The sequence below is a fragment of the Micromonospora sp. NPDC049801 genome (assembly GCF_040656575.1).
GTDB lineage: Bacteria > Actinomycetota > Actinomycetes > Mycobacteriales > Micromonosporaceae > Micromonospora.
In genome coordinates, this window is the sequence record NZ_JBFAMS010000007.1 from 65,361 (window position 1) to 83,459 (window position 18,099).

The following is an 18,099-nucleotide window of genomic DNA, read 5'->3' on the forward strand; positions in this document are numbered from 1 at the left end:
TCGGGAACAGTCACCGCGAGTGCCACCGACACTTGCGCCACGGCAATCACAGCGGCCCCGAATCGGAACCTCACCGGCCGGTGGTATGACCGGCCCCGACCCGGGGTACCGCTGGGAGATGCCGCTGACCCGGAGCCTCGACGATTCGACCGTGGTGATCACCGGCGCGTCCAGCGGGATCGGCACGGCCACCGCGTACGCGTTGGCGCGGCGTGGTGCCGCCGTGGTCCTCGCCGCCCGCAGCGAGCAGGCGCTACAGCAGGTCGCGCAGCGCTGCCGGCAACTGGGGGGCCGCGCGCTGGCCGTACCCACCGACGTGACCGACCTCGACTCCGTGCAGCGCCTGGCCGAGCGGGCGGTGGTCGAATTCGGCCGCGTCGACGCGTGGGTGAACAACGCCGCGGTGAGCGCGGTGGGTCTGTTCGACGAGATCCCGGTCGCCGAGTTCCGGCGGGTGCTGGAGGTCAACCTGCTGGGCACGGTGCACGGCATCAAGGCCGCGCTGCCGCACCTGGAAGCGGCCGGCGGGGGCGTGCTGGTCAACAACGCCTCGGTGCTGGCCGAGGTGGCGATGCCGTACCAGTCGGCGTACAACGCCGCCAAACACGGCATCCGCGGCCTGGCCGACACCGTCCGGCAGGAACTGCGGGTCACCGGTCGGGGGCAGATATCCGTCTGCACCGTGTTGCCGGCAACCATCGACACCCCGTTCTTCCGGCACGCGGCCAACCACAGCGGTCGGGAGCTGGTGCCACCCCCGCCGATCTACCCGCCGGAGGTGGTCGCCCAGACGATCGTGCGGTTGCTGCGCCGGCCACGCCGGGAGGCGTACGCCGGTGGGGCCGCCCGGCTGCTCGGCCTCCAGTGGCGGCTGGCGCCGGCGTTGGTCGAGCGGACCCTCGGCTGGTACGCCCACCGCACCCAGTTCGGTCCGGGCGTCCGGCTGGACAGCACTGGCAACGTGTTCCACGCCGACGGGCAGGCCAGCCGCGACGGCGGTTGGCACGGCCGACGGCGTCAGTTGGTGCGGATGACGGCGGCGTTCGGTCTCGCCGCGGCGGGCACCGCCGTCGGCACGATGGCGGCGATCAACCGCCGCTCCCGGTCGATCCGCTGATGACGGGCCCTGCCCCGGTTACGGCGGGAGGGCAGCGGGTAGTGATCAGACATGCGCGACAACGAGTTCCCGACCCCCGTGTCCGACACCGAGGCGGAGGGTCTGCCCGACACCGCCGACGACGACTCGACCGCCTACGACGACGTCCTGACCGGGCGTGAGGCGGACGGTCCGGAGCCGGCCCAGATCCCCGGCGACCGTACGCCGGTGGCGGTGGACCGCTTCGGGACGACCGCCGAGGAGCAGCTGGACGGGGAGTCGTTGGACTACAAGCTCGACCGGGAGGTCTACGAGCGCCCGGTGGACGACCCGCTCGCCGGCCCGGTCGACCCGAAGATCGCCTTCGAGGCGGAGAACGAGGCCGCTGCGGCGGAGGCCCAGCTCGACGCCGACGTGATGGACCCGGGGCCCACCTCGGACCCCAACTCGCCGGTCTCCCTCTACGACCACGGTCAGCTCGGCACGGTCGCCGACGCCACCGTGGGCCGGCTGGTGGAACCGGACGAGGGGGCGCACACCGACCAGGAGACCGATTCGGTCGCGTACGACGCGGGCGCGGCCGGTGGCGGGGCGACCGCCGAGGAGCTGGCCATCCACGAGACCGAACCGCCGCGCTCGGTCTGAGGTCCGGTCAGTCGTCCAGCCCACGCTCGATGGCGTAGCGGGTCAACTCGACGCGGTTGTGCAGGTGCAGCTTGCCCAGCGTGTTCTGCACGTGGTTCTGCACCGTACGGTGGGAAAGGCCGAGCCGCTCGGCGATCTGCTTGTACGACATCCCCTTCGCCACCAGACGCAGCACCTCCGTCTCCCGGGCGGTGAGCCGGGGCGTCCCCGGCTCACCGTCGTCGGCCGTGCCGGCCTCCGGCCCGGCGGCCAACCGGCGGTACTCCCCCAGCACCAGCCCGGCCAGGCCGGGCGTGAAGACCGGGTCGCCGTTGGCGGTGCGACGTACCGCGTCGAGGAACTCGCCGGGCGCCGTCGACTTCACCAGGTAGCCGGTGGCGCCCGCCTTGACCGCGTCGAGCACGCTCTGCTCCTCGCCACTGGCACTGAGCATGAGCACCCGCACGGCGGGCAGGGCGGCGCGCAGCCCGACGACGACCTCGACCCCGGAGATGTCCGGTAGTTGCAGGTCGAGCACGACCACGTCGGGTCGGGCGGCGGCGCCGATCCGGATGGCCTGCCGCCCCTCGCCGCTGGTCGCCACCACCAGGAAGCCGGCCTCCGCCAGGTCCCGGGCCACGCCCTCACGCCACATCGGATGGTCGTCGACCACCATCACCCGCACGGCGTTCACGGCCGCGTCCTCGGCACGGTCAGCTCGATCTCGGTGCCGGCGTCGGGGCTCGACATGATCCGGACCGTCCCGCCCAGGTCGGTCACCCGGCCGCGGATCGACTGGGTGACACCGAGCCGCCCCTGCGCGGCGGCCTCGGCCAGTCGGCCCTCTTCGATGCCCGGCCCCTCGTCACGGATCGACACGGTCACGGTCTCCCCCTCGTCCTCGACCAGCACCCAGGCCCGTCCCCCGGCGTGGCGGCCGACATTGTCCAGGGCCGCGCCGGTGGCGGCCGCCAACTCGCCGGCCACCTGCCGGGGCAGGGTCACCGGGGTGGCGGGCGCCGAGAGCGACACCGCCGTCGAGGCGTACCGGCCGAGCAGGTCCCGCAGGTCCACCGCGTCCGTCCCGGTGATTCCGGCGGGCGTGGTGCCGGCGATCAGAGCGCGCAGCGCGGCCTCCTGCTCACCGGCGAGCCGGGCCAACTCCCCGGCCTCACCGGGCAGGTGCGCGCCGCGCCGCTGCACCAACGCCAGCACCTGCAGGACCGAGTCGTGGATGCCGCGGGCCAACCGCTCCCGCTCCCGGGTGGCCGCCTCCAGCTCCACCGCGTGCTGCAGGCGTTCCTCGGCGCGCACGGCGAGCCGGGCGACGTGCCCGACCACCACCCCGGCGAGCAGCAGCAGGATCACCCCGGTGAAGGAGGACTGGCCGATCCGCTCCCGGGTGGCCAGGTCCGCGCCGGCCACCAGCAGCGCGGCCACCGTGCCGCGCCGCCGGCCGCCGGAGACGGCCCAGGCCAGCACCGGGCCGGCCATCCAGGCCACCCCGAGAGTGGGTACGCCGTGCCCGAGCGCCTGCCGCCCCACCACCCACGGGCTGGACAGCACGATGGCGATCACCACGCCGAGGTCGACCAGCAGCAGTGGCCAGCGACGCCAGGCCGGTCGGGCGTACGCGACGGCGGCCAGCCCGGTCCAGATGACCATCACCAGCACCAGGGCGCCGACGATGATCGGGTGGGCGTACCGGTCGGCGTCGCGTACGGCGAGCACGCCGACGTACCCGAGGGAGGCCAGCCGGAAGACGGTGAGCGCCCGCCAGAGCGGCACCTCGAAACCACCCGGCGGCGACGGCATGGCGGTCAGGATGCCACAGCCGGGTCGGTGACGCGGGGGCCACGTGGTGCGGTCCAGGAAACCCTGACGTACGGTTGAAAAGCCGCGAAATATTCCGAGATCCGCCGCCGGGACAGGGCCATGACGAATGCAGATCCGCACGCACCGCGTACGGTTGTGCCCATCGAACCCGCCCTCCTGATCGCCGAGGCCTTCGACCAGGCCCAGGTGACCGAGATTCGACACTCGGTCACCTCCTGCGCGCACGCCTGCGGCCTCGACGGCCAACGGCTTGACGACTTCGTGCTCGCCGTCAACGAACTGATCACCAACGCGGTGCGGCACGGCGGCGGGCGCGGGTGGCTCCGGCTCTGGCAGGAGCCCGGCGAGCTGCTCTGCGAGGTGGCGGACCACGGGCACGGCATCACCCCGCAGCGCCTCGGCGACCGGAGTCGTCCCGCCGCGGAGACCGCCGGCGGATGGGGCCTCTGGCTGGCCCGCGAGCTGACCGACGCGATGGAGATCGCCACCAGCTCCGCCGGCACCACCGTCCGAATCACCACCACCCTCCCCACCCCCTAACCCCACCCCACCCCACCCCGCCCCCACCCCACCCCACCCCACCCCGCCCCCGCCGCGCCCCGCCGCGCCCCGCCCCGCCGCGCCGATCTTGCACTTTCGGTGGCGACGAAGCGGTCCCAAGGCGACATTTGGGCAGCACAAAGTGCAAGATCGGCGAGCCGAAGCGGGGCGAGGCGAGGGGGCGGGCGGGGCGAGGGGGCGGGCGGGGCGAGGGGGCGGGCGGGGCGAGGGCGGGGGGCGGGGAGGGCCGGGGCGGGGCGGTCAGCCGAAGAGGGCGGAGACTGACTCGCCGTTGTGGATTCGGCGCATCGCCTCGGCCAGAGCCGGGGCGACCGAGAGGACCTGAAGCTTCGCCACCCGCTTCTCGGCCGGGATGGGGACCGTGTTGGTGCAGACGATCTCCAACACGCCGTCCTGGTCGCTGAGCCGGCGCAGCGCGTCGCCGGAGAACAGGCCGTGCGTACAGGCCAGCCGGATCGAGCGGACCTTCAGGTCGCGCAGGTGCTCCATCAGCTCGATCACGGTGCTGCCCTTGGCGATCTCGTCGTCCAGCACGATGACGTCCCGGTCGGCCACCTCACCGATCACCGCGCTGATCTTGACGAGGTCGTCGCTGAACCGCTGCTTCGCGCCGGCCGCGACGGGCGTGCCGAGCAGCCGGGCGAAGGCGGCTGCCTCCTTGGCGTTGCCCAGGTCGGGCGAGACCACCACGGTGTTGCTCAGGTCGTACCGCCGGAAGTGCGTGGCCAGCTCCCGCAGCGCGTGCAGGTGGTCGACGGGGACGCTGAAGAAGCCGTGCACCTGCGGCGAGTGCAGGGTCAGCGCCAGCACCCGGTCCGCTCCCGCCGAGGTCAGCAGGTCGGCGACGAGCCGGGCGCCGATCGAGATCCGTGGCGCGTCCTTCTTGTCCGAGCGGGCGTACGCGTAGTGCGGAAGCACCACGGTGATCCGGCCGGCGGACGCGCCCCGCGCCGCGTCGATCATCAGCAGCAGCTCGACCAGATTTTCCTGCACTGGCGGCACCAGCGGCTGGATCAGGAAGACGTCCCGCTCCCGGCAGTTGGCCTGCAACTGCACCTCGAGACAGTCGTTGGCGAACCGGGAGACCCGTACCGGATGCAGCGGCACCCCCAGGTGGGCGCAGATCTCGGCGGCGAGGTCGGGATGGGCAGTTCCACTGAAAACGGCGATGTCGCGCACGTTCGCACATCGTAGGCGACGCGGGGCCGACGTGACGCGTGTCGCACCACGCCGCCACTGCGGGTACGGTGCTGCCGTGACCCCCCAGTACGTCGCCGCCATCGACCAGGGCACCACCTCCTCGCGGTGCATCGTGTTCGACGCCGCCGGGGAGATCGTCGCCGCGGCCCAGCGCGAGCACCGGCAGATCTTTCCCCGCCCCGGGTGGGTGGAGCACGACGCCGAGGAGATCTGGGACAACGTCCAGCGGGTGGTCGCCGAGGCGCTGCGGTCCGCCGGCGTCGATCCGTCAGGGCTCGCCGCCGTGGGCATCACCAACCAGCGGGAGACCACCGTCGTCTGGGACCGGGCCACCGGCCGGCCGATAGCCAACGCCGTGGTCTGGCAGGACACCCGCACCGGCCCGCTGCTGCGCGAGCTCGCCTCGGCGTACGGCGAGGACTGGTTCCGGGCCCGCACGGGGCTTCCACTGGCCACCTACTTCGCCGGCCCGAAGCTGCGATGGCTGCTCGACGAGGTCGACGGCCTACGCGAGCGCGCGGAGCGCGGCGAGGTGCTGTTCGGCACGATGGACAGTTGGCTGATCTGGAAGCTCACCGGTGAGCACGTCACCGACGTGACCAACGCCAGCCGGACCCTGCTGATGGACCTCACCACCCTCGACTGGGCTCCGGAGCTGCTCGACGCGCTGGGCGTGCCCGCCGCGATGCTGCCCGAGATCCGCTGCTCGGCCGAGGTGTACGGGACGGCCACCGGCGTGCTCGCCGGGGTGCCGGTGGCCAGCGCGCTCGGCGACCAGCAGGCCGCCCTGTTCGGGCAGACCTGCTTCCAGCCCGGCGAGGCCAAGTGCACCTACGGCACCGGCAGCTTCCTCCTGCTCAACACGGGCGCCACCCCGGTGCCGTCCACGCACGGCCTGCTCACCACGGTCGCCTACCGGATCAAGGACCAACCACCGGCGTACGCCCTGGAGGGCGCCATCGCGGTCACCGGATCGCTGGTGCAGTGGCTGCGGGACAACCTCGGGTTGATCTCCTCCGCGGCCGAGGTGGAGGACCTGGCCCGCACCGTGGACGACAACGGCGGCTGCTACGTCGTGCCGGCGTTCTCGGGCCTGTTCGCCCCGCACTGGCGCAGCGACGCGCGGGGGGTGATCGCCGGCCTGACCGGCTACATCACGAAGGGGCACCTGGCCCGGGCGGCGCTGGAGGCGTCGGCGTGGCAGACCCGCGAGGTGGTCGACGCGATGGACGCCGACTCCGACGTGGCGCTGCGCCGACTCCGGGTGGACGGCGGGATGACCGCCAACACGCTGCTCATGCAGTTCCTCGCCGACGTGCTCGACGTCCCGGTGGTCCGCTCCCGGATCACCGAGACCACCTGCCTGGGCGCCGCGTACGCCGCCGGCCTGGCGGTGGGCTTCTGGCCCGACCTCGCCACCCTGCGCGCGCAGTGGCGCTCCGACGCGCGGTGGGAATCGACGATGGCCGCCGAGCTGCGTGAGCGGGAGTTGCGTCAGTGGCGCAAGGCCGTCCAGCGCACGCTCGACTGGGAGGAGTGAGTCATGCCGCAGGTGGTCCTGGCGATCCTGGCGGGCCTCGGCCTGGCCGGAAGCGCGTACGCCCTCGTCCGGTTCCGGCGCGACCTCGGTCTGCTGCGCCGGGGCGTACGAACGCCGGGTGAGGTGGTGGAACTGCGTCCGGTGACCCGGGGGAACGGTCCCCGCACCTACTACCCGGTGGTGCGGTACCGACTGGCCGACGGGACCGAGGTGACCGCGACGCCGGGGCGCTTCCGGCAGACCCCGCTCTCGGCCGCGCCCGGGCCGGTCACCGTGGTGTACGAACCCGAGCGTCCGAACCGGATCCTCGTCGAGTCACCGAGCATCGTCGGAAGGTCCTCGGTGCTGGTCCCGTTCGTCTCGCTGCTCACCGTCAGCGTGACCGTGCTGCTGGTCGGCGTCGGGATCTTTGTGAGCCTGGGCTGATCCGCACTCCACAGTGGTCCGATCCCCCGTGGGTGGACCGTGGTGGGTACCGTCGGCCGGTCACATCGACGACAGCGGGAGGGACACGATGAGCGGGCCGATCGGCGGCACACCGAATCCGGACGTGATGGCGCAACTGTCGGCGCGGATGCGCGAGCAGTTGAGCCGCGGCGAGGAGCTGCGCGAACGGTTGACCGGGTTGACCGGTCATGCCGAGAGCGAGAACGGGTTGGTGCGCGTCACCTGCACCGCCGACGACCCGGCGCGGGAACTACACCTCGACCCACGGGCCCTGCGACTGCCCGCCGCCGAATTGTCGGAGCTGGTCGCCGGCCTCCTGCGCGAGGCGCGGGCCGACCTGGCGCGGGCGACCAACGAGGTGATGCGTGAGTTGGGTGGCCCGGCCGGCCCTGCGGCGGTGCTCCACGACCCGGCGGCAGCGCAGGCGAAGCTGGCGCAGCTCAACGACATGGTCAGCGGGCCGCTCCGGGAGAGCACGGAGATGCTGGAACGGCTGCGGCGTCAACTGGGGGTCTGAGGGGCGCCAGCCCAGGAGCGGGTCAGCGGCCGCGCCGCACCCGCTGCACGCCCGCCCGCAGGAAGACGACGGCGAGCGCCACCGTCACCGCCAACAGGACCGCGCCCACCATCAGCGGGGCGATGAGCCAGGCCATCAGGCTGGCGGTGGCCCGGTCGCCGTTGGCCCAGCCGTCGACCCGGTCGCCGGTGTGAAACGAGCCGCCGCCCACCGGGCCGCTGACCACCCTTCCGTCGGACATGTTCCAGGTGCCCCGGCACCGCTGGGTCCCCTTGGGACCACCGTTGTCACAGGACTCGACCTGGATGCTCACCCGCTCGGCGCCGATCAGGTTGCGGCCGAGGCCGATGGGCAGCACCAGCAGGACCAGGAGCATGAGGATCGGCACCATAACCCGCTGCCAGCGCGGTCGGCGGGCCATCCGGGTCAGGTAGTCCTCGGGGGGCGTCGACGCGGAACGTCCGGCTGCCATGGTTCGCAGGCTACCAGCGACGGGCACTCACGCCCATCCATGATCCTGTTAGGCTGTCCGCGCTCCGGCACCATGAACATCGATCACGTACACGGGGAGAGTCGATGATCGAGGTTGACCCGCCGGCGATCCGCGCGCTCGGCGACACGATCGAGCGTCAGGTCGGGCCGCCCCTCGACGCCTGCGCCGAACTGCTGGAGTCCGCCCGCGCCATCGAACACAGCAACTTCACCTCGGTGGTGCCGCAGCTCGCGGTCGCCTACGTCGGCGCGATCGAGTTCGTCGAGGAGCAGTTGCGCACCAAGCGCGAGCACCTCGCTGAGGTCCGGTCCCGGCTGGGCCGTACGGCGGACAACTGGGAGGCCGCCGAGACCGCCAGCACCATCGCTCCCCGCTGAGGACGCCGGAGACCGACATGGCAGACCCCACCTACCCCGCAGCCGCCGCGAAACTCGCGATGACGGAGATCAGCCTGGCCGCCGCGGTCATCCCCGCCGCCTGGCCGATCGCCCAGATCGTCTACTTCAACCAGTGCGACCCCGAGACGATCATGCGCAAGGGCGGCGACTGGTTGGCCATGTACGACCAACTCGGCACCGCCCACGGCAACCTCGACGACGCCCTCGCGACCCTGACCGCGGCCCAGTGGAGCGGCAAGGACCGCGAAGCGTTCGGGGTGCACATCAACGCGTACGGAACGCAGATCGTCGGCACCCAGGTCCTCACGGTCACCGTGGGCGTCACCATGCTCTGCGTCGGAGCCGCCCTACTCTGCCTCGTCGTGGCGTACGCGGTGGTGTCCACCATCCTGGCGGTCTTCGCCGCCTTCATCGCGGCGGCCGGGGCAACCGTCGTCGGCGCACCGGCTGCGGCGTCCGCCCTGGCGACGGCGAACTCGTTCGCCGCCTCGGCGCTCAGCTTCCTCAAGGGGATCGAGACGATGGCCGAGGCGATCGCCACCGGCGGGGCGGCGGCCATCGCGGGTGCCGCCTCGTTCGACGTCGGCACCCACCTGGGCAGCGGCGACGTCGGGGTGCTCAAGGATCTGGTCCAGGCCACCGTCGACGGGCTCGACAATGTCGCCGCCGGGTTCCTGTCCAAGTGGGAGCGCGACTTCGTGGGGTACGGCATCCACAGCGGCGCCCGACACGCGGTCGGTTCCCCGACCGGCCCCGGCTACCTGGTGTACGGAGGCGGCACCCAGGTCGCGCCGGCCGGCACGGACGGCGACGGAGACACCGTCTACGGCACCTCGGGCGTGGTCGACAACCTGTGGTCGAGGTTGTTCGGGAACGACGCCTGGAACCACTGAGGGTCCCAGGCCGGCGCGGTCACTCCCAGCGGTTGCCGGTGAGCTTCTCGTACACCTCGACGTAGCGGGCCCGGGTCGCCTCGACGACCTCGGCGGGTACGTCCGGCGCGGGCGGCAGCTTGTTCCAGCCGCTACCGGTGGCCCAGTCCCGCACGTACTGCTTGTCGTAGGAGAACTGCACACGGCCCGGCTGGTACGACTCGGCGGGCCAGAACCGCGACGAGTCAGAGGTCAGCAGTTCGTCGGCGAGCACCAGGGTGCCGTCCGACGCCCAACCCAGTTCAAGCTTGGTGTCGGCGATCAGGATGCCCCGGTCGGCGGCCAGTTCGGCCCCGCGCCGGTAGATGTCGAGGGTGATCTGCCGCAGCCGCTCGGCGGTCTCCTGGCCCACCTTGGCCACCACGTCGTCGTACGTGATCGGCTCGTCGTGCTCGCCGGCCGGCGCCTTGCTCGACGGGGTGAAGATCGGCTCGGGCAGGATCGACGCCTCGCCGAGCCCTCGGGGCAGCGGTACGCCGGAGACCGTTCCGGTGCGCTCGTACTCGCGCAGGCCGCCGCCGGTCAGGTAGCCGCGGGCGACACACTCGACGGGGACCATGTCGAGCCGCTGGCAGCGGATCGCCCGGCCGGCGAACTCGGCCGGCACATCGGTGGCCGAGATGACGTGGTTCGGCACCAGGTCGGCGAGCTGTTCGAACCACCACAACGAGAGCGCGGTGAGCAGTCGACCCTTGTCCGGGATCGGTGTCGGCAACGGCACGTCGTAGATCGAGATGCGATCCGACGCGACCAGGATCAGGTCGTCGCCGTCGGCGTACACGTCCCGGACCTTGCCCGAGTGCAGAAGTTCCACGTGCCCTAGTACACCACGTGACGCCGCCGGGTCCGTCCGGCCACCCCTGGGCCCACGGGCCGACCGGGGTGACCGGACGGACGTTGACACCCTCCTGCGCCGCCTGCGTGAATGGTCCGACCCCCGTCCGTCGGTGCCAGGAGACCCCGTGTCCGCTGTTCGTCCCCCGATCAACCGGTTTGCCGCCGACCCGGGCCGACGCCGGGTGCTCACCGCGCTGTTCGGCGCTCCCCTGCTGGCCACCGGCGGCCTGGCCGGGTGCAGCGACGGCGCCGACACCTCGACCGGGAACGGCCCGGTCGAGCTGTCGGTCTTCTGGTGGGGCGGGGCGAAGCGGGCCGAGCTGACGGAGAAGGTCCTCCGGCTGTACTCCGAGCGCAACCCGGGGGTCACCTTCCGGGTGACCTGGCAGGGCGTCGACGGCTACTACGAGCGGCTCGCCACCCAGGCGGCCGGCGGGAACGTCCCGGACCTGATCCAGCTCGACGACTCGATGCTGGCCGAGTACACCCAACGCCAGATCACGCTCGACCTGAGCCAGCCGATCGCCGATCACCGACTGGACCTGCGTGGCCTGCCGGAGGGTCTGGTCCGGTACGGCACGGTGGACGGGCGGACGACGGGGGTCGCGGCCGGGCAGACACTCGCCGCCGTGGTCTTCAACCGGGACCTGCTGCGCGAGCTACAGGTGCCCGAACCGCGTGGCGGAATGTCCTGGGCGGACTACATCGCCTGGGCGCAGCTGGTCACCGAGGCCAGCGACGACCAGGTGGCCGGCACGATGGACGCGTCCGGCGACTACCGCGCCCTCTGGCTCTGGCTCCGGTCCCAGGGCGGCGAATTCTACCGGGGTCGGGAGCTGGGCTTCGGCGCCGACGAGCTGATCGCCTGGTTCGAGCTGTGGCAGCGGGCCCGCGCCGGCCGGGCGACGCCGGGCGCGGCCCTCGTCGAGCAGGCCGACAGCGGGGAGCCGTCCCGGCAGCCGGTGGTCACCGGGTTGACGGCCGCGTCCTTCGCCTGGTCCCACCAACTGCCGGAGCTGCAACGACTCACCGACTCCGAGCTGGGCGTGGTGGGCTTCCCGGGGCCGCCGGGCGCCCAGTGGGCACGCGCGTCGATGTACTGGGCCGGCTTCCGGGGCACCCGCCACCCGGACACCGTGGCCGACGTGATCAACTTTTTGACCACCAACGGCGAGGCCGGCACGGTCCTCGGCCACGAGCGGGGCCTCAACCCCAGTCTCGCCGTTCGCCGGTACACCCAGGGCAGCATCACCGACCCGGCCCAGCAGCGCGCCGCCGCTCTCGGGGACAGCCTGGCCGATCAGCTCGGGCCAGCGCCGTCACCGCCACCGAAGGGCCACGCCAAGGTACGCACCCTGCTGGTCACCGCCGCCGAGCGGGTCCGGGTCCGACGGGACGGTACCCGAGAGGCCACCGCCCGCTTCCTGTCCCAGGCCATCGGCGCCCTGGCGGGCTGAGCCCGGGTCGTCAGCGCGACGGGTCGGGCTCAGCCCACGAGCGCGACGGATCAGCGCGGCGGGCCGCCGCGACGGTTACGCGTGAGGCGCAGCACCAGGAACACGATGATCGCGACCACCACGAGGCAGCAGAGCAGACCGAGGAAGCCGAAGCCGCCACCACGGGAGCGCCGCCGCGCGGCCTCCACCACCACCTCGCCGGCCCCCGTGGACGCCCAGGCCGCGACCGGCACGAAGACCGCCAGGACCACCGCACCGAGGACCGCGCTGAGCCGGCCCCACCACTTGCCGAAGGAAGACATGCGCCCATCCTCGCCGAAGGGCGCAACCTCGGCACGGCGGTAGACGCCAAATTCACGGGACCGGGCACGGCGGGCCGCGCAATGCGCCCGCAACCACACGGTAAAAGAGATGATCTTTACATCGATCCATCCAGATGATCGGATTCGGCAACTGGTCATCTCAGGAGGCACTGTGCGGCTCTCTCTCACCCGAAGATCTGCGGCAGCAGCGGTGGGCGTCACCCTCGTCACCGCTCTCGTCACCCCAACGACGGCCCACGGCGCTCCGGCGTCCCCACCCCCGACGGCGCCGCCGGGCCGGGCGGCTGACGCCGCGGCCACACCCGTGACGGTCACGCTCGTCACCGGCGACCGGGTCACGGTGACCCCCGGGCGCAACGGCACGACGCCCACCGTGGACGTCGTCCGCGCCCCGGGCGCCACCGGCGCCGTACGCATCGCCACCGAGGGCCGCGACACCTACGTGTATCCGGACGAGGCGTTGCCGTACCTGGCCACCGGTCGCCTCGACAAGCAACTCTTCGACGTCACCCAGCTCGTCGCCCAGGGCTTCGACGACGCGCGGGCCGACGCGCTCCCCCTGGTCGTCACCCGCACCGCGGGCTCGGCGGCGCTGCGGAGCCGCACCGACCTGCCGGGCGCGGAGACCACGCTGGACCTGCCGTCGGTCCGTGGCCAGGCGATCCGCGCCCACCGCCCACGGGCCGCCGAATTCTGGTCGGCCCTCACCGGCGGCCGCCAGCCCGGCGGGACGGCGTCGACGGCCCGCGCCGCCGACACCGCGACGCCCTCCTTCACGGCCGGCATCGACAAGGTGTGGCTCGATGGCAGGGCGAAGGCCGCCCTCGCCGACACCACCGCTCAGATCGGCGCGCCGGCGGCCTGGGCCGCCGGTGGGACGGGCAGCGGCGTACGGGTGGCCGTGCTGGACACCGGAGTGGACACGACCCACCCGGACCTGGTGAACCGGATCGTGGCGTCCCGAAGCTTCATCCCCGGCCAGGACGTCATCGACCGCAACGGGCACGGCACCCACACGGCCTCCACGGTCGCCGGGACGGGCGCCGCGTCGGACGGTCGGGAGCGGGGTGTCGCCCCCGACGCCGACCTGGTGATCGGCAAGGTCCTCGACGACTTCGGAAGCGGCTCGATCTCCGGGATCATCGCCGGCATGGAGTGGGCGGCACGGACCGAACACGCCAAGGTGATCAACATGAGCCTGGGCGTCAGCGCCTGGCACAGCCAGGACGATCCACTGAGCCAGTCCGTCAACCAACTGACCGCCGAGACCGGCGCGCTCTTCGTCGTCTCGGCCGGCAACAGCGGTCCCGACCCGTACACCCTGGGCGCGCCCGGGACCGCGGACGCCGCGCTCACCATCGGCGCGGTGGACGCCACCGACCACCTGGCCGACTTCTCCAGCGCCGGGCCTCGGATGATCGACGACGGCCTCAAGCCCGACCTGACCGCCCCCGGCGTCGACGTGCTGGCGGCGCGCTCGCAGCACATCGAGTGGGGCGAGGGGTTCTACCGTCTGGACAGCGGCACCTCGATGGCGGCGCCGCACGTCGCCGGAGCCGCCGCCCTGCTGGCGCAGAAGCACCCCACCTGGAGCGCCAGCCAGATCAAGGACGCCCTCATGGGCACCAGCGTGCCCACGCCCGACTACAGCGCCTACCGGGCCGGTAGTGGTCGGGTGAACGTGGCCGCCGCCTACCACCAGGACCAGATCATCGCGACCGGATCGGTCGACGCCGGACTCGTCCCGTGGTCGCCCGGCGCGCAGCCGAAGCCGATCACTCGGAAGATCACCTACACCAACACCACGGGCAGCGCCATCACCTTGGCGCTCGCTGTCGAGGGCGCCGACGCCCCCGCCACGACGTTCGCGGTCGGTGCCCGCCAGGTGACGGTACCGGCGGGGGGCACCTCGACAGTCGACGTCGTGGTGGACCCGAAGGCGCTGACCCCCGGCCGGTACTCCGCCCGGATCACCGCCCGCCACGCGGCCGGTGCCGTGCACACGGCCGTCGGGATCGCGGTGGAGTCCAGGAAGTACGACCTCACGATCCACCTGAGGGACCGCAGCGGCCGGCCGATGAGCGGTGAGGTCGAGATCGTCAGCGCCGACGGCGTCTCCACCTTCATGTGGGTACGGGATGGAAAACTCGTCAGCCGATGGGCCCCCGGCTCCTACACCGTGGTCGGCGCGGTCGACGTCGAGGGCCTGCACGGCGACGGCTCCCTCGGCCTCGCGATGCTGACCGTGCCCGAGATCGAGCTGACGACCAACCGGGGCGTCGTACTCGACGCCTCGGCGGCCCGTCAGGTGAAGGTGGCGACAGCGCAGCCGACCGCCGTCACCAACAGCCGCATCGACGTCTACCGCTCGTTCACCTCGCGCGAGCCGACGCCCAGCGACGCGAGCGCCCTGCGCGAGACGTTCTGGCCCGGCGCCACCTACGACAGTCTGTGGGCGCTCCCCACCAGGGGCACGGTGCGGGAGGGCAGCTTCGTCTTCACCACCCGGATCCGGGCGGAGCAGACGCCACTGGAGATCAGTCACGATGGCCGTCGTACCGGTGACCCACTCGCACAGCCGGGCGCCCGCCCGCTGACCGACGGCACCACGCGCCTGGACGCCGTCTTCGCCGGCACCGGCGCGACGGCGGACTACGCCGGGGTCTCGGCCCGCGGCAAGGCGGTCGTCGTCCGACGCGACGACGCCGTGTCCCCGTCGGACCGGGTCAAGGCGGCGACCGCCGCCGGCGCGGCGCTGCTCCTGGTCGTCAACGACGGCGAGGGCCGCGCCAGCGAGTGGTATGGAGAATCCGACGGTACGACGAACGGGCCGCTCCCGGTCGCGTCACTGATCGCGGGCGACGGCGAGAGCCTGATCGGCAAGATCACCGCCGCCGGCCGCAAGGGGGTACGCCTCACCGTCACCGCCCACCCCTCGTCGCGGTACCTGTACGACCTGGTCGACTACCATCGTGGCGGCGTACCCGTCGACCCGTCGCCCAGGACCGACCCGAAGCACCTCGCCCGGATCGACCTGGTGTTCGCCCCACCACCCGGCCAGCAGGCCGCCGAGACCCGGACGGACTTCCCGCCGTACGAGTGGGCGGCCGCTCGCGGGTTCCGCTTCCAGCCGGTGGCCCCGGGACCACGTACCGACTGGGTCTCCGCCGGCGACGGCGTCCGGTGGAAGCAGTTCGCCGACGTCCTCAACTGGGGGCGGTCGTACACGGATGAGATCGCCTACCGGCCGGGCAGCGTCCAGAAGGACCGTTGGTTCGGGCCCATCACGCGGCCACGCCTGCTGACGTACGACATCCCGTTCCGGGGCGAGTTCGGGATCAGCGCCTACATCCAGGGGTTCGGCGACGGGGGATCCGCGCACAGCGGCGGGGCCGCGATGCTGCAACGAATCTCGTTCTACCAGGGCGACCGGCAACTGGTGCAGTTCGAGAACTGGCCGGAGCTGTTCGCCGGTGAACTGCCGGCGCAGCGGTCACCGTACCGGCTGGTCGTCGAGACGGAGACCAAGCCGGAGTTCAGCCCGTACTCGTCGAGCACGCGTACCGACTGGACCTTCTTCTCCGGCGCTGTCGCTGGCACGGACGTGCAGGCGATGCCGCTGGTCCAGTTGGACTACGGCACGGACGTGGACCTGGCGGGCCGCGCGCCGCGCCGGAACGACCTCACCATCACCCCGGTGGTGGTGGGCAGCACGGCCGCGAAGGACGGCGTCTCCTCGCTCGGCCTCGAGGTGTCGTACGACGACGGACGCACCTGGCAACGGCAGAGCCTCAAGGAGCGCGGGGGCACCTGGACGGCGGCCCTGAACGCGCCGGGCCGGGCCGGGTACGTGTCGATCCGGGTCACCGCCAAGCAGCGTAACGGCGGTGGCGTCACCCAGACCGTCATGCGGGCCTTCGGCCTGCGGTGACATGTGCGCGGGGGCCGGTTCGCGCCGGCCCCCGCCCGCGACGGCGGCGACGTCGACCGGAACGACAGAACCCGGTCCCTGTGCGGGAACCGGGTTCTTGTCGTACCTCGTGGTAGCGGGGACAGGATTTGAACCTGCGACCTCTGGGTTATGAGCCCAGCGAGCTACCGAGCTGCTCCACCCCGCGTCGGCTGTTAAAGCTTAACCCACTCGTCCCGGCGATGATCAGCGGGGGGTCGCCCCACCGGGCAACCGCGCGAGCGGACGCGCCAATGACGAAAGCCCGCCTCCGGAAGATCGGAGACGGGCTTTCTCTCGTAGCGGGGACAGGATTTGAACCTGCGACCTCTGGGTTATGAGCCCAGCGAGCTACCGAGCTGCTCCACCCCGCGTCGGCTCGCTAACCGTAGCGCACCGACCCGGGGCACCGCAAAGCGACTCCGATACCGCCGTCAGCCCAGCCAGTTCTCGATCGCCGCCACCGCACGCCGGCTGTCGGCGTCCACCTGCGCGCGCTCGGCGGCGGTGTACTCCCAGCCCTGCTCCCAGAGCACCGTCACCACGTCGTCGACCCGGACCGCCCGGACCAGCCGCACCTCGTACGCGCCCGGGTCGCCCATGCCCGCCGGGTACGGGGCCCGCAGCTCGAACAGCACCGACTCGTCGCCGTACGCACCCGGGTCCAGGAGTCGCTGCCGCCAGACCCTGGTGTCGTCGGGCATCTTCTGCTCGGGGCAGGCGCGCACGGCCTGCCGCAGCTCCCGCAGCGCGTCGTCGGCGCGGCCCGGACGGTAGATGGTGATGCTGTGCCGGTAACTGCCGTCCGGCACATTCCCGGCCGGGGTCTCCGGCCGCTTGTAGGCGATCGACCGGGCACGGCGCTGCACCACCGCCGACTCGCTGGCGTACCGGGCGCCGCACAGCGTCGGCAGGACCGGCCCCGCGGCGGTCGACTCCAGACCGGTCCGGTTGGCGGCCGCCAGGACGAAGAAGGCCCGGTCCGGGATCGAGGTGGGCGCGTGGGCGGTGGCCTGGCCGGTGGGCGCGCCCGACCGCGTACCCCCTGCGGTGGTGTGCGACGGCGTCGGGGACGACGATTGCGGCGTGGGCGGCGCGGACGCCGACGGGGTGGGCGTGGAACTGCCCGCGACCGACGGCGGGGCCGGCGTGTCAGCCGGTGGCGGCAGCGGCACGGACCCGTCCACGGGGAACGCCAGGCGTCCGCCGACGGCGACCCCACCGAGCAGCACCGCCACCGCCAGCGCGCTACCCGCCGCTCGGACCAGGGCCCGCCGGTCGGCGTGCCGCCGGACCACCTCGGGAGGTGCCACCGTCACGTCGTCCACGGCGACGGTGAGCGATCGGTACAGGTCGGAGAGTTCAGCGGACATCGTTCGCCTCCAGTTCGTCGATGTGGACGTCGGGCAGCAGTACGGCCAGCCGGCACCGGCCGCGGGACAACCAGGACTTGACGGTGCCGACCGGCACGTCGGCCTCCCGGGCGATCTCCTCGACCGACATGTCGAAGAGGTAGTGCAGAGCCAGCGCCTGTCGCTGCGCGGCCGGCAGTTGACGGAGCGCGCTCACGAGCAGCACCCCGTCCTCACCCGGTGGGGGCGCGGTCGGCGGCGGACCGCTGCGGCTCAGCAGGACCCGCCGACGGTGCAGGTGCCGCCAACGGTCGTTCGCCAACCGGGAGACCACCAGTCGCAGCCATGCCTCGGGCGCCGGGTGCTCGGCGAGCCGCCCCCACTGCCGCCAGGCCCGCGCGAACGCCTCCTGCACGACGTCCTGCGCCTCGGTGTGGTCACCGGTCACCGCGTAGCCGTACCGGATCATCCGCCGGACGGTGCCCCGGTAGAAATCGTCGAAGCTCTGTGCGTCCCTCACGACTGCCCCCTTGTCCG

18 protein-coding genes and 2 tRNA genes are annotated in these 18,099 nt (G+C 72.5%); 10 read left to right on the forward strand and 10 right to left on the reverse strand.

The features are described from left to right. The first annotated feature begins 118 nt into the window (after positions 1-118). Positions 119-1,117: an SDR family oxidoreductase gene (locus tag AB0I89_RS14835; protein WP_357125892.1), complete on the forward strand. Its 999-nt coding sequence runs from the start codon at positions 119-121 to the stop codon at positions 1,115-1,117. A gap of 51 nt (positions 1,118-1,168) precedes the next feature. Beyond that, positions 1,169-1,741, forward strand: coding sequence for a DUF5709 domain-containing protein (locus tag AB0I89_RS14840; RefSeq protein ID WP_357125896.1), 573 nt, complete (start codon positions 1,169-1,171; stop codon positions 1,739-1,741). 7 nt (positions 1,742-1,748) lie between these two features. Here the strand turns inward: AB0I89_RS14840 and AB0I89_RS14845 are convergent, their stop codons facing one another. Both AB0I89_RS14845 and AB0I89_RS14850 read right to left on the reverse strand, forming a co-directional pair. Next, positions 1,749-2,396, reverse strand: coding sequence for a response regulator transcription factor (locus tag AB0I89_RS14845; protein ID WP_357126556.1), 648 nt, complete (start codon positions 2,394-2,396; stop codon positions 1,749-1,751). A 14-nt stretch (positions 2,397-2,410) separates the two neighbouring features. Further along, entirely contained in the window at positions 2,411-3,535 is a 1,125-nt protein-coding gene (locus tag AB0I89_RS14850) for a DUF5931 domain-containing protein (RefSeq protein WP_357125899.1), read from the reverse strand. Positions 3,536-3,655: 120 nt separating this feature from the next. Here AB0I89_RS14850 and AB0I89_RS14855 point away from each other — a divergent pair, with 120 nt between their 5' ends. Further along, entirely contained in the window at positions 3,656-4,096 is a 441-nt protein-coding gene (locus tag AB0I89_RS14855) for an ATP-binding protein (protein WP_357125902.1), read from the forward strand. 261 nt (positions 4,097-4,357) lie between these two features. On the opposite strand, the gene AB0I89_RS14860 is transcribed toward AB0I89_RS14855, so the two are convergent. Further along, positions 4,358-5,296: a ribose-phosphate pyrophosphokinase gene (locus AB0I89_RS14860; protein WP_357125905.1), complete on the reverse strand. Its 939-nt coding sequence runs from the start codon at positions 5,294-5,296 to the stop codon at positions 4,358-4,360. Between the two features lie 76 nt (positions 5,297-5,372). On the opposite strand from AB0I89_RS14860, the gene glpK reads away from it, so the two are divergent. From glpK to AB0I89_RS14875, 3 genes are all read left to right on the forward strand, one after another. After that, positions 5,373-6,857, forward strand: coding sequence for a glycerol kinase GlpK (gene glpK / locus AB0I89_RS14865; RefSeq protein WP_357125908.1), 1,485 nt, complete (start codon positions 5,373-5,375; stop codon positions 6,855-6,857). A gap of 3 nt (positions 6,858-6,860) precedes the next feature. After that, positions 6,861-7,283 carry a DUF3592 domain-containing protein gene (locus tag AB0I89_RS14870; RefSeq protein WP_357125911.1) on the forward strand — a complete coding sequence of 141 codons (423 nt, stop codon included), beginning with the start codon at positions 6,861-6,863 and terminating at the stop codon, positions 7,281-7,283. Between the two features lie 88 nt (positions 7,284-7,371). Next, entirely contained in the window at positions 7,372-7,821 is a 450-nt protein-coding gene (locus AB0I89_RS14875; protein ID WP_357125914.1) for a YbaB/EbfC family nucleoid-associated protein, read from the forward strand. A 22-nt stretch (positions 7,822-7,843) separates the two neighbouring features. Here the strand turns inward: AB0I89_RS14875 and AB0I89_RS14880 are convergent, their stop codons facing one another. After that, complete coding sequence (locus AB0I89_RS14880; RefSeq protein ID WP_355050553.1) at positions 7,844-8,293, reverse strand: hypothetical protein; 450 nt, start codon at positions 8,291-8,293, stop codon at positions 7,844-7,846. Positions 8,294-8,397: 104 nt separating this feature from the next. Between AB0I89_RS14880 and AB0I89_RS14885 the strand changes: the two genes are divergently transcribed. Further along, complete coding sequence (locus AB0I89_RS14885) at positions 8,398-8,691, forward strand: hypothetical protein (RefSeq protein ID WP_357125918.1); 294 nt, start codon at positions 8,398-8,400, stop codon at positions 8,689-8,691. 17 nt (positions 8,692-8,708) lie between these two features. Continuing rightward, positions 8,709-9,605 carry a hypothetical protein gene (locus AB0I89_RS14890; protein WP_357125922.1) on the forward strand — a complete coding sequence of 299 codons (897 nt, stop codon included), beginning with the start codon at positions 8,709-8,711 and terminating at the stop codon, positions 9,603-9,605. A 19-nt stretch (positions 9,606-9,624) separates the two neighbouring features. Here the strand turns inward: AB0I89_RS14890 and AB0I89_RS14895 are convergent, their stop codons facing one another. Beyond that, the gene (locus AB0I89_RS14895; RefSeq protein ID WP_357125925.1) at positions 9,625-10,458 is read right to left on the reverse strand and encodes a phosphoribosylaminoimidazolesuccinocarboxamide synthase; all 834 of its coding nucleotides are present in this window, start codon (positions 10,456-10,458) and stop codon (positions 9,625-9,627) included. A 148-nt stretch (positions 10,459-10,606) separates the two neighbouring features. Here AB0I89_RS14895 and AB0I89_RS14900 point away from each other — a divergent pair, with 148 nt between their 5' ends. Then, the gene (locus tag AB0I89_RS14900) at positions 10,607-11,938 is read left to right on the forward strand and encodes an extracellular solute-binding protein (protein ID WP_357125928.1); all 1,332 of its coding nucleotides are present in this window, start codon (positions 10,607-10,609) and stop codon (positions 11,936-11,938) included. 50 nt (positions 11,939-11,988) lie between these two features. Here AB0I89_RS14900 and AB0I89_RS14905 read toward each other — a convergent pair whose 3' ends face one another. Continuing rightward, a complete protein-coding gene (locus AB0I89_RS14905) occupies positions 11,989-12,240 on the reverse strand; it encodes a hypothetical protein (RefSeq protein WP_357125931.1) in 252 nt (83 codons plus the stop codon). Between the two features lie 211 nt (positions 12,241-12,451). Between AB0I89_RS14905 and AB0I89_RS14910 the strand changes: the two genes are divergently transcribed. After that, on the forward strand, positions 12,452-16,192 hold the full coding sequence (locus AB0I89_RS14910) for a S8 family serine peptidase (protein WP_357125935.1): 3,741 nt from the start codon (positions 12,452-12,454) through the stop codon (positions 16,190-16,192). A gap of 110 nt (positions 16,193-16,302) precedes the next feature. On the opposite strand, the gene AB0I89_RS14915 is transcribed toward AB0I89_RS14910, so the two are convergent. The 4 genes from AB0I89_RS14915 to AB0I89_RS14930 all read right to left on the reverse strand — a co-directional run bounded on the left by AB0I89_RS14915 (position 16,303) and on the right by AB0I89_RS14930 (position 18,082). After that, a tRNA-Met gene (locus AB0I89_RS14915) sits at positions 16,303-16,379 on the reverse strand. A gap of 131 nt (positions 16,380-16,510) precedes the next feature. Then, positions 16,511-16,584: transfer RNA gene (locus AB0I89_RS14920), tRNA-Met, on the reverse strand. Positions 16,585-16,644: 60 nt separating this feature from the next. Next, complete coding sequence (locus AB0I89_RS14925; protein ID WP_357125938.1) at positions 16,645-17,583, reverse strand: hypothetical protein; 939 nt, start codon at positions 17,581-17,583, stop codon at positions 16,645-16,647. After that, a complete protein-coding gene (locus AB0I89_RS14930; RefSeq protein ID WP_357125941.1) occupies positions 17,573-18,082 on the reverse strand; it encodes a SigE family RNA polymerase sigma factor in 510 nt (169 codons plus the stop codon). Before AB0I89_RS14930 ends, AB0I89_RS14925 begins: the two co-directional genes overlap by 11 nt. Positions 18,083-18,099: the final 17 nt, after the last annotated feature.

What these genes read in the sequence shown, in the direction of transcription:
- AB0I89_RS14835 (WP_357125892.1), top strand. Translation starts at nt 119, where the DNA reads ATGCCGCTGACCCGGAGCCTCGACGATTCGACCGTGGTGATCACCGGC.
- AB0I89_RS14840 (WP_357125896.1), top strand. Translation starts at nt 1,169, where the DNA reads ATGCGCGACAACGAGTTCCCGACCCCCGTGTCCGACACCGAGGCGGAG.
- AB0I89_RS14845 (WP_357126556.1), bottom strand. Translation starts at nt 2,396, where the DNA reads ATGGTGGTCGACGACCATCCGATGTGGCGTGAGGGCGTGGCCCGGGAC.
- AB0I89_RS14850 (WP_357125899.1), bottom strand. Translation starts at nt 3,535, where the DNA reads ATGCCGTCGCCGCCGGGTGGTTTCGAGGTGCCGCTCTGGCGGGCGCTC.
- AB0I89_RS14855 (WP_357125902.1), top strand. Translation starts at nt 3,656, where the DNA reads ATGACGAATGCAGATCCGCACGCACCGCGTACGGTTGTGCCCATCGAA.
- AB0I89_RS14870 (WP_357125911.1), top strand. Translation starts at nt 6,861, where the DNA reads ATGCCGCAGGTGGTCCTGGCGATCCTGGCGGGCCTCGGCCTGGCCGGA.
- AB0I89_RS14875 (WP_357125914.1), top strand. Translation starts at nt 7,372, where the DNA reads ATGAGCGGGCCGATCGGCGGCACACCGAATCCGGACGTGATGGCGCAA.
- AB0I89_RS14880 (WP_355050553.1), bottom strand. Translation starts at nt 8,293, where the DNA reads ATGGCAGCCGGACGTTCCGCGTCGACGCCCCCCGAGGACTACCTGACC.
- AB0I89_RS14885 (WP_357125918.1), top strand. Translation starts at nt 8,398, where the DNA reads ATGATCGAGGTTGACCCGCCGGCGATCCGCGCGCTCGGCGACACGATC.
- AB0I89_RS14890 (WP_357125922.1), top strand. Translation starts at nt 8,709, where the DNA reads ATGGCAGACCCCACCTACCCCGCAGCCGCCGCGAAACTCGCGATGACG.
- AB0I89_RS14905 (WP_357125931.1), bottom strand. Translation starts at nt 12,240, where the DNA reads ATGTCTTCCTTCGGCAAGTGGTGGGGCCGGCTCAGCGCGGTCCTCGGT.
- AB0I89_RS14925 (WP_357125938.1), bottom strand. Translation starts at nt 17,583, where the DNA reads ATGTCCGCTGAACTCTCCGACCTGTACCGATCGCTCACCGTCGCCGTG.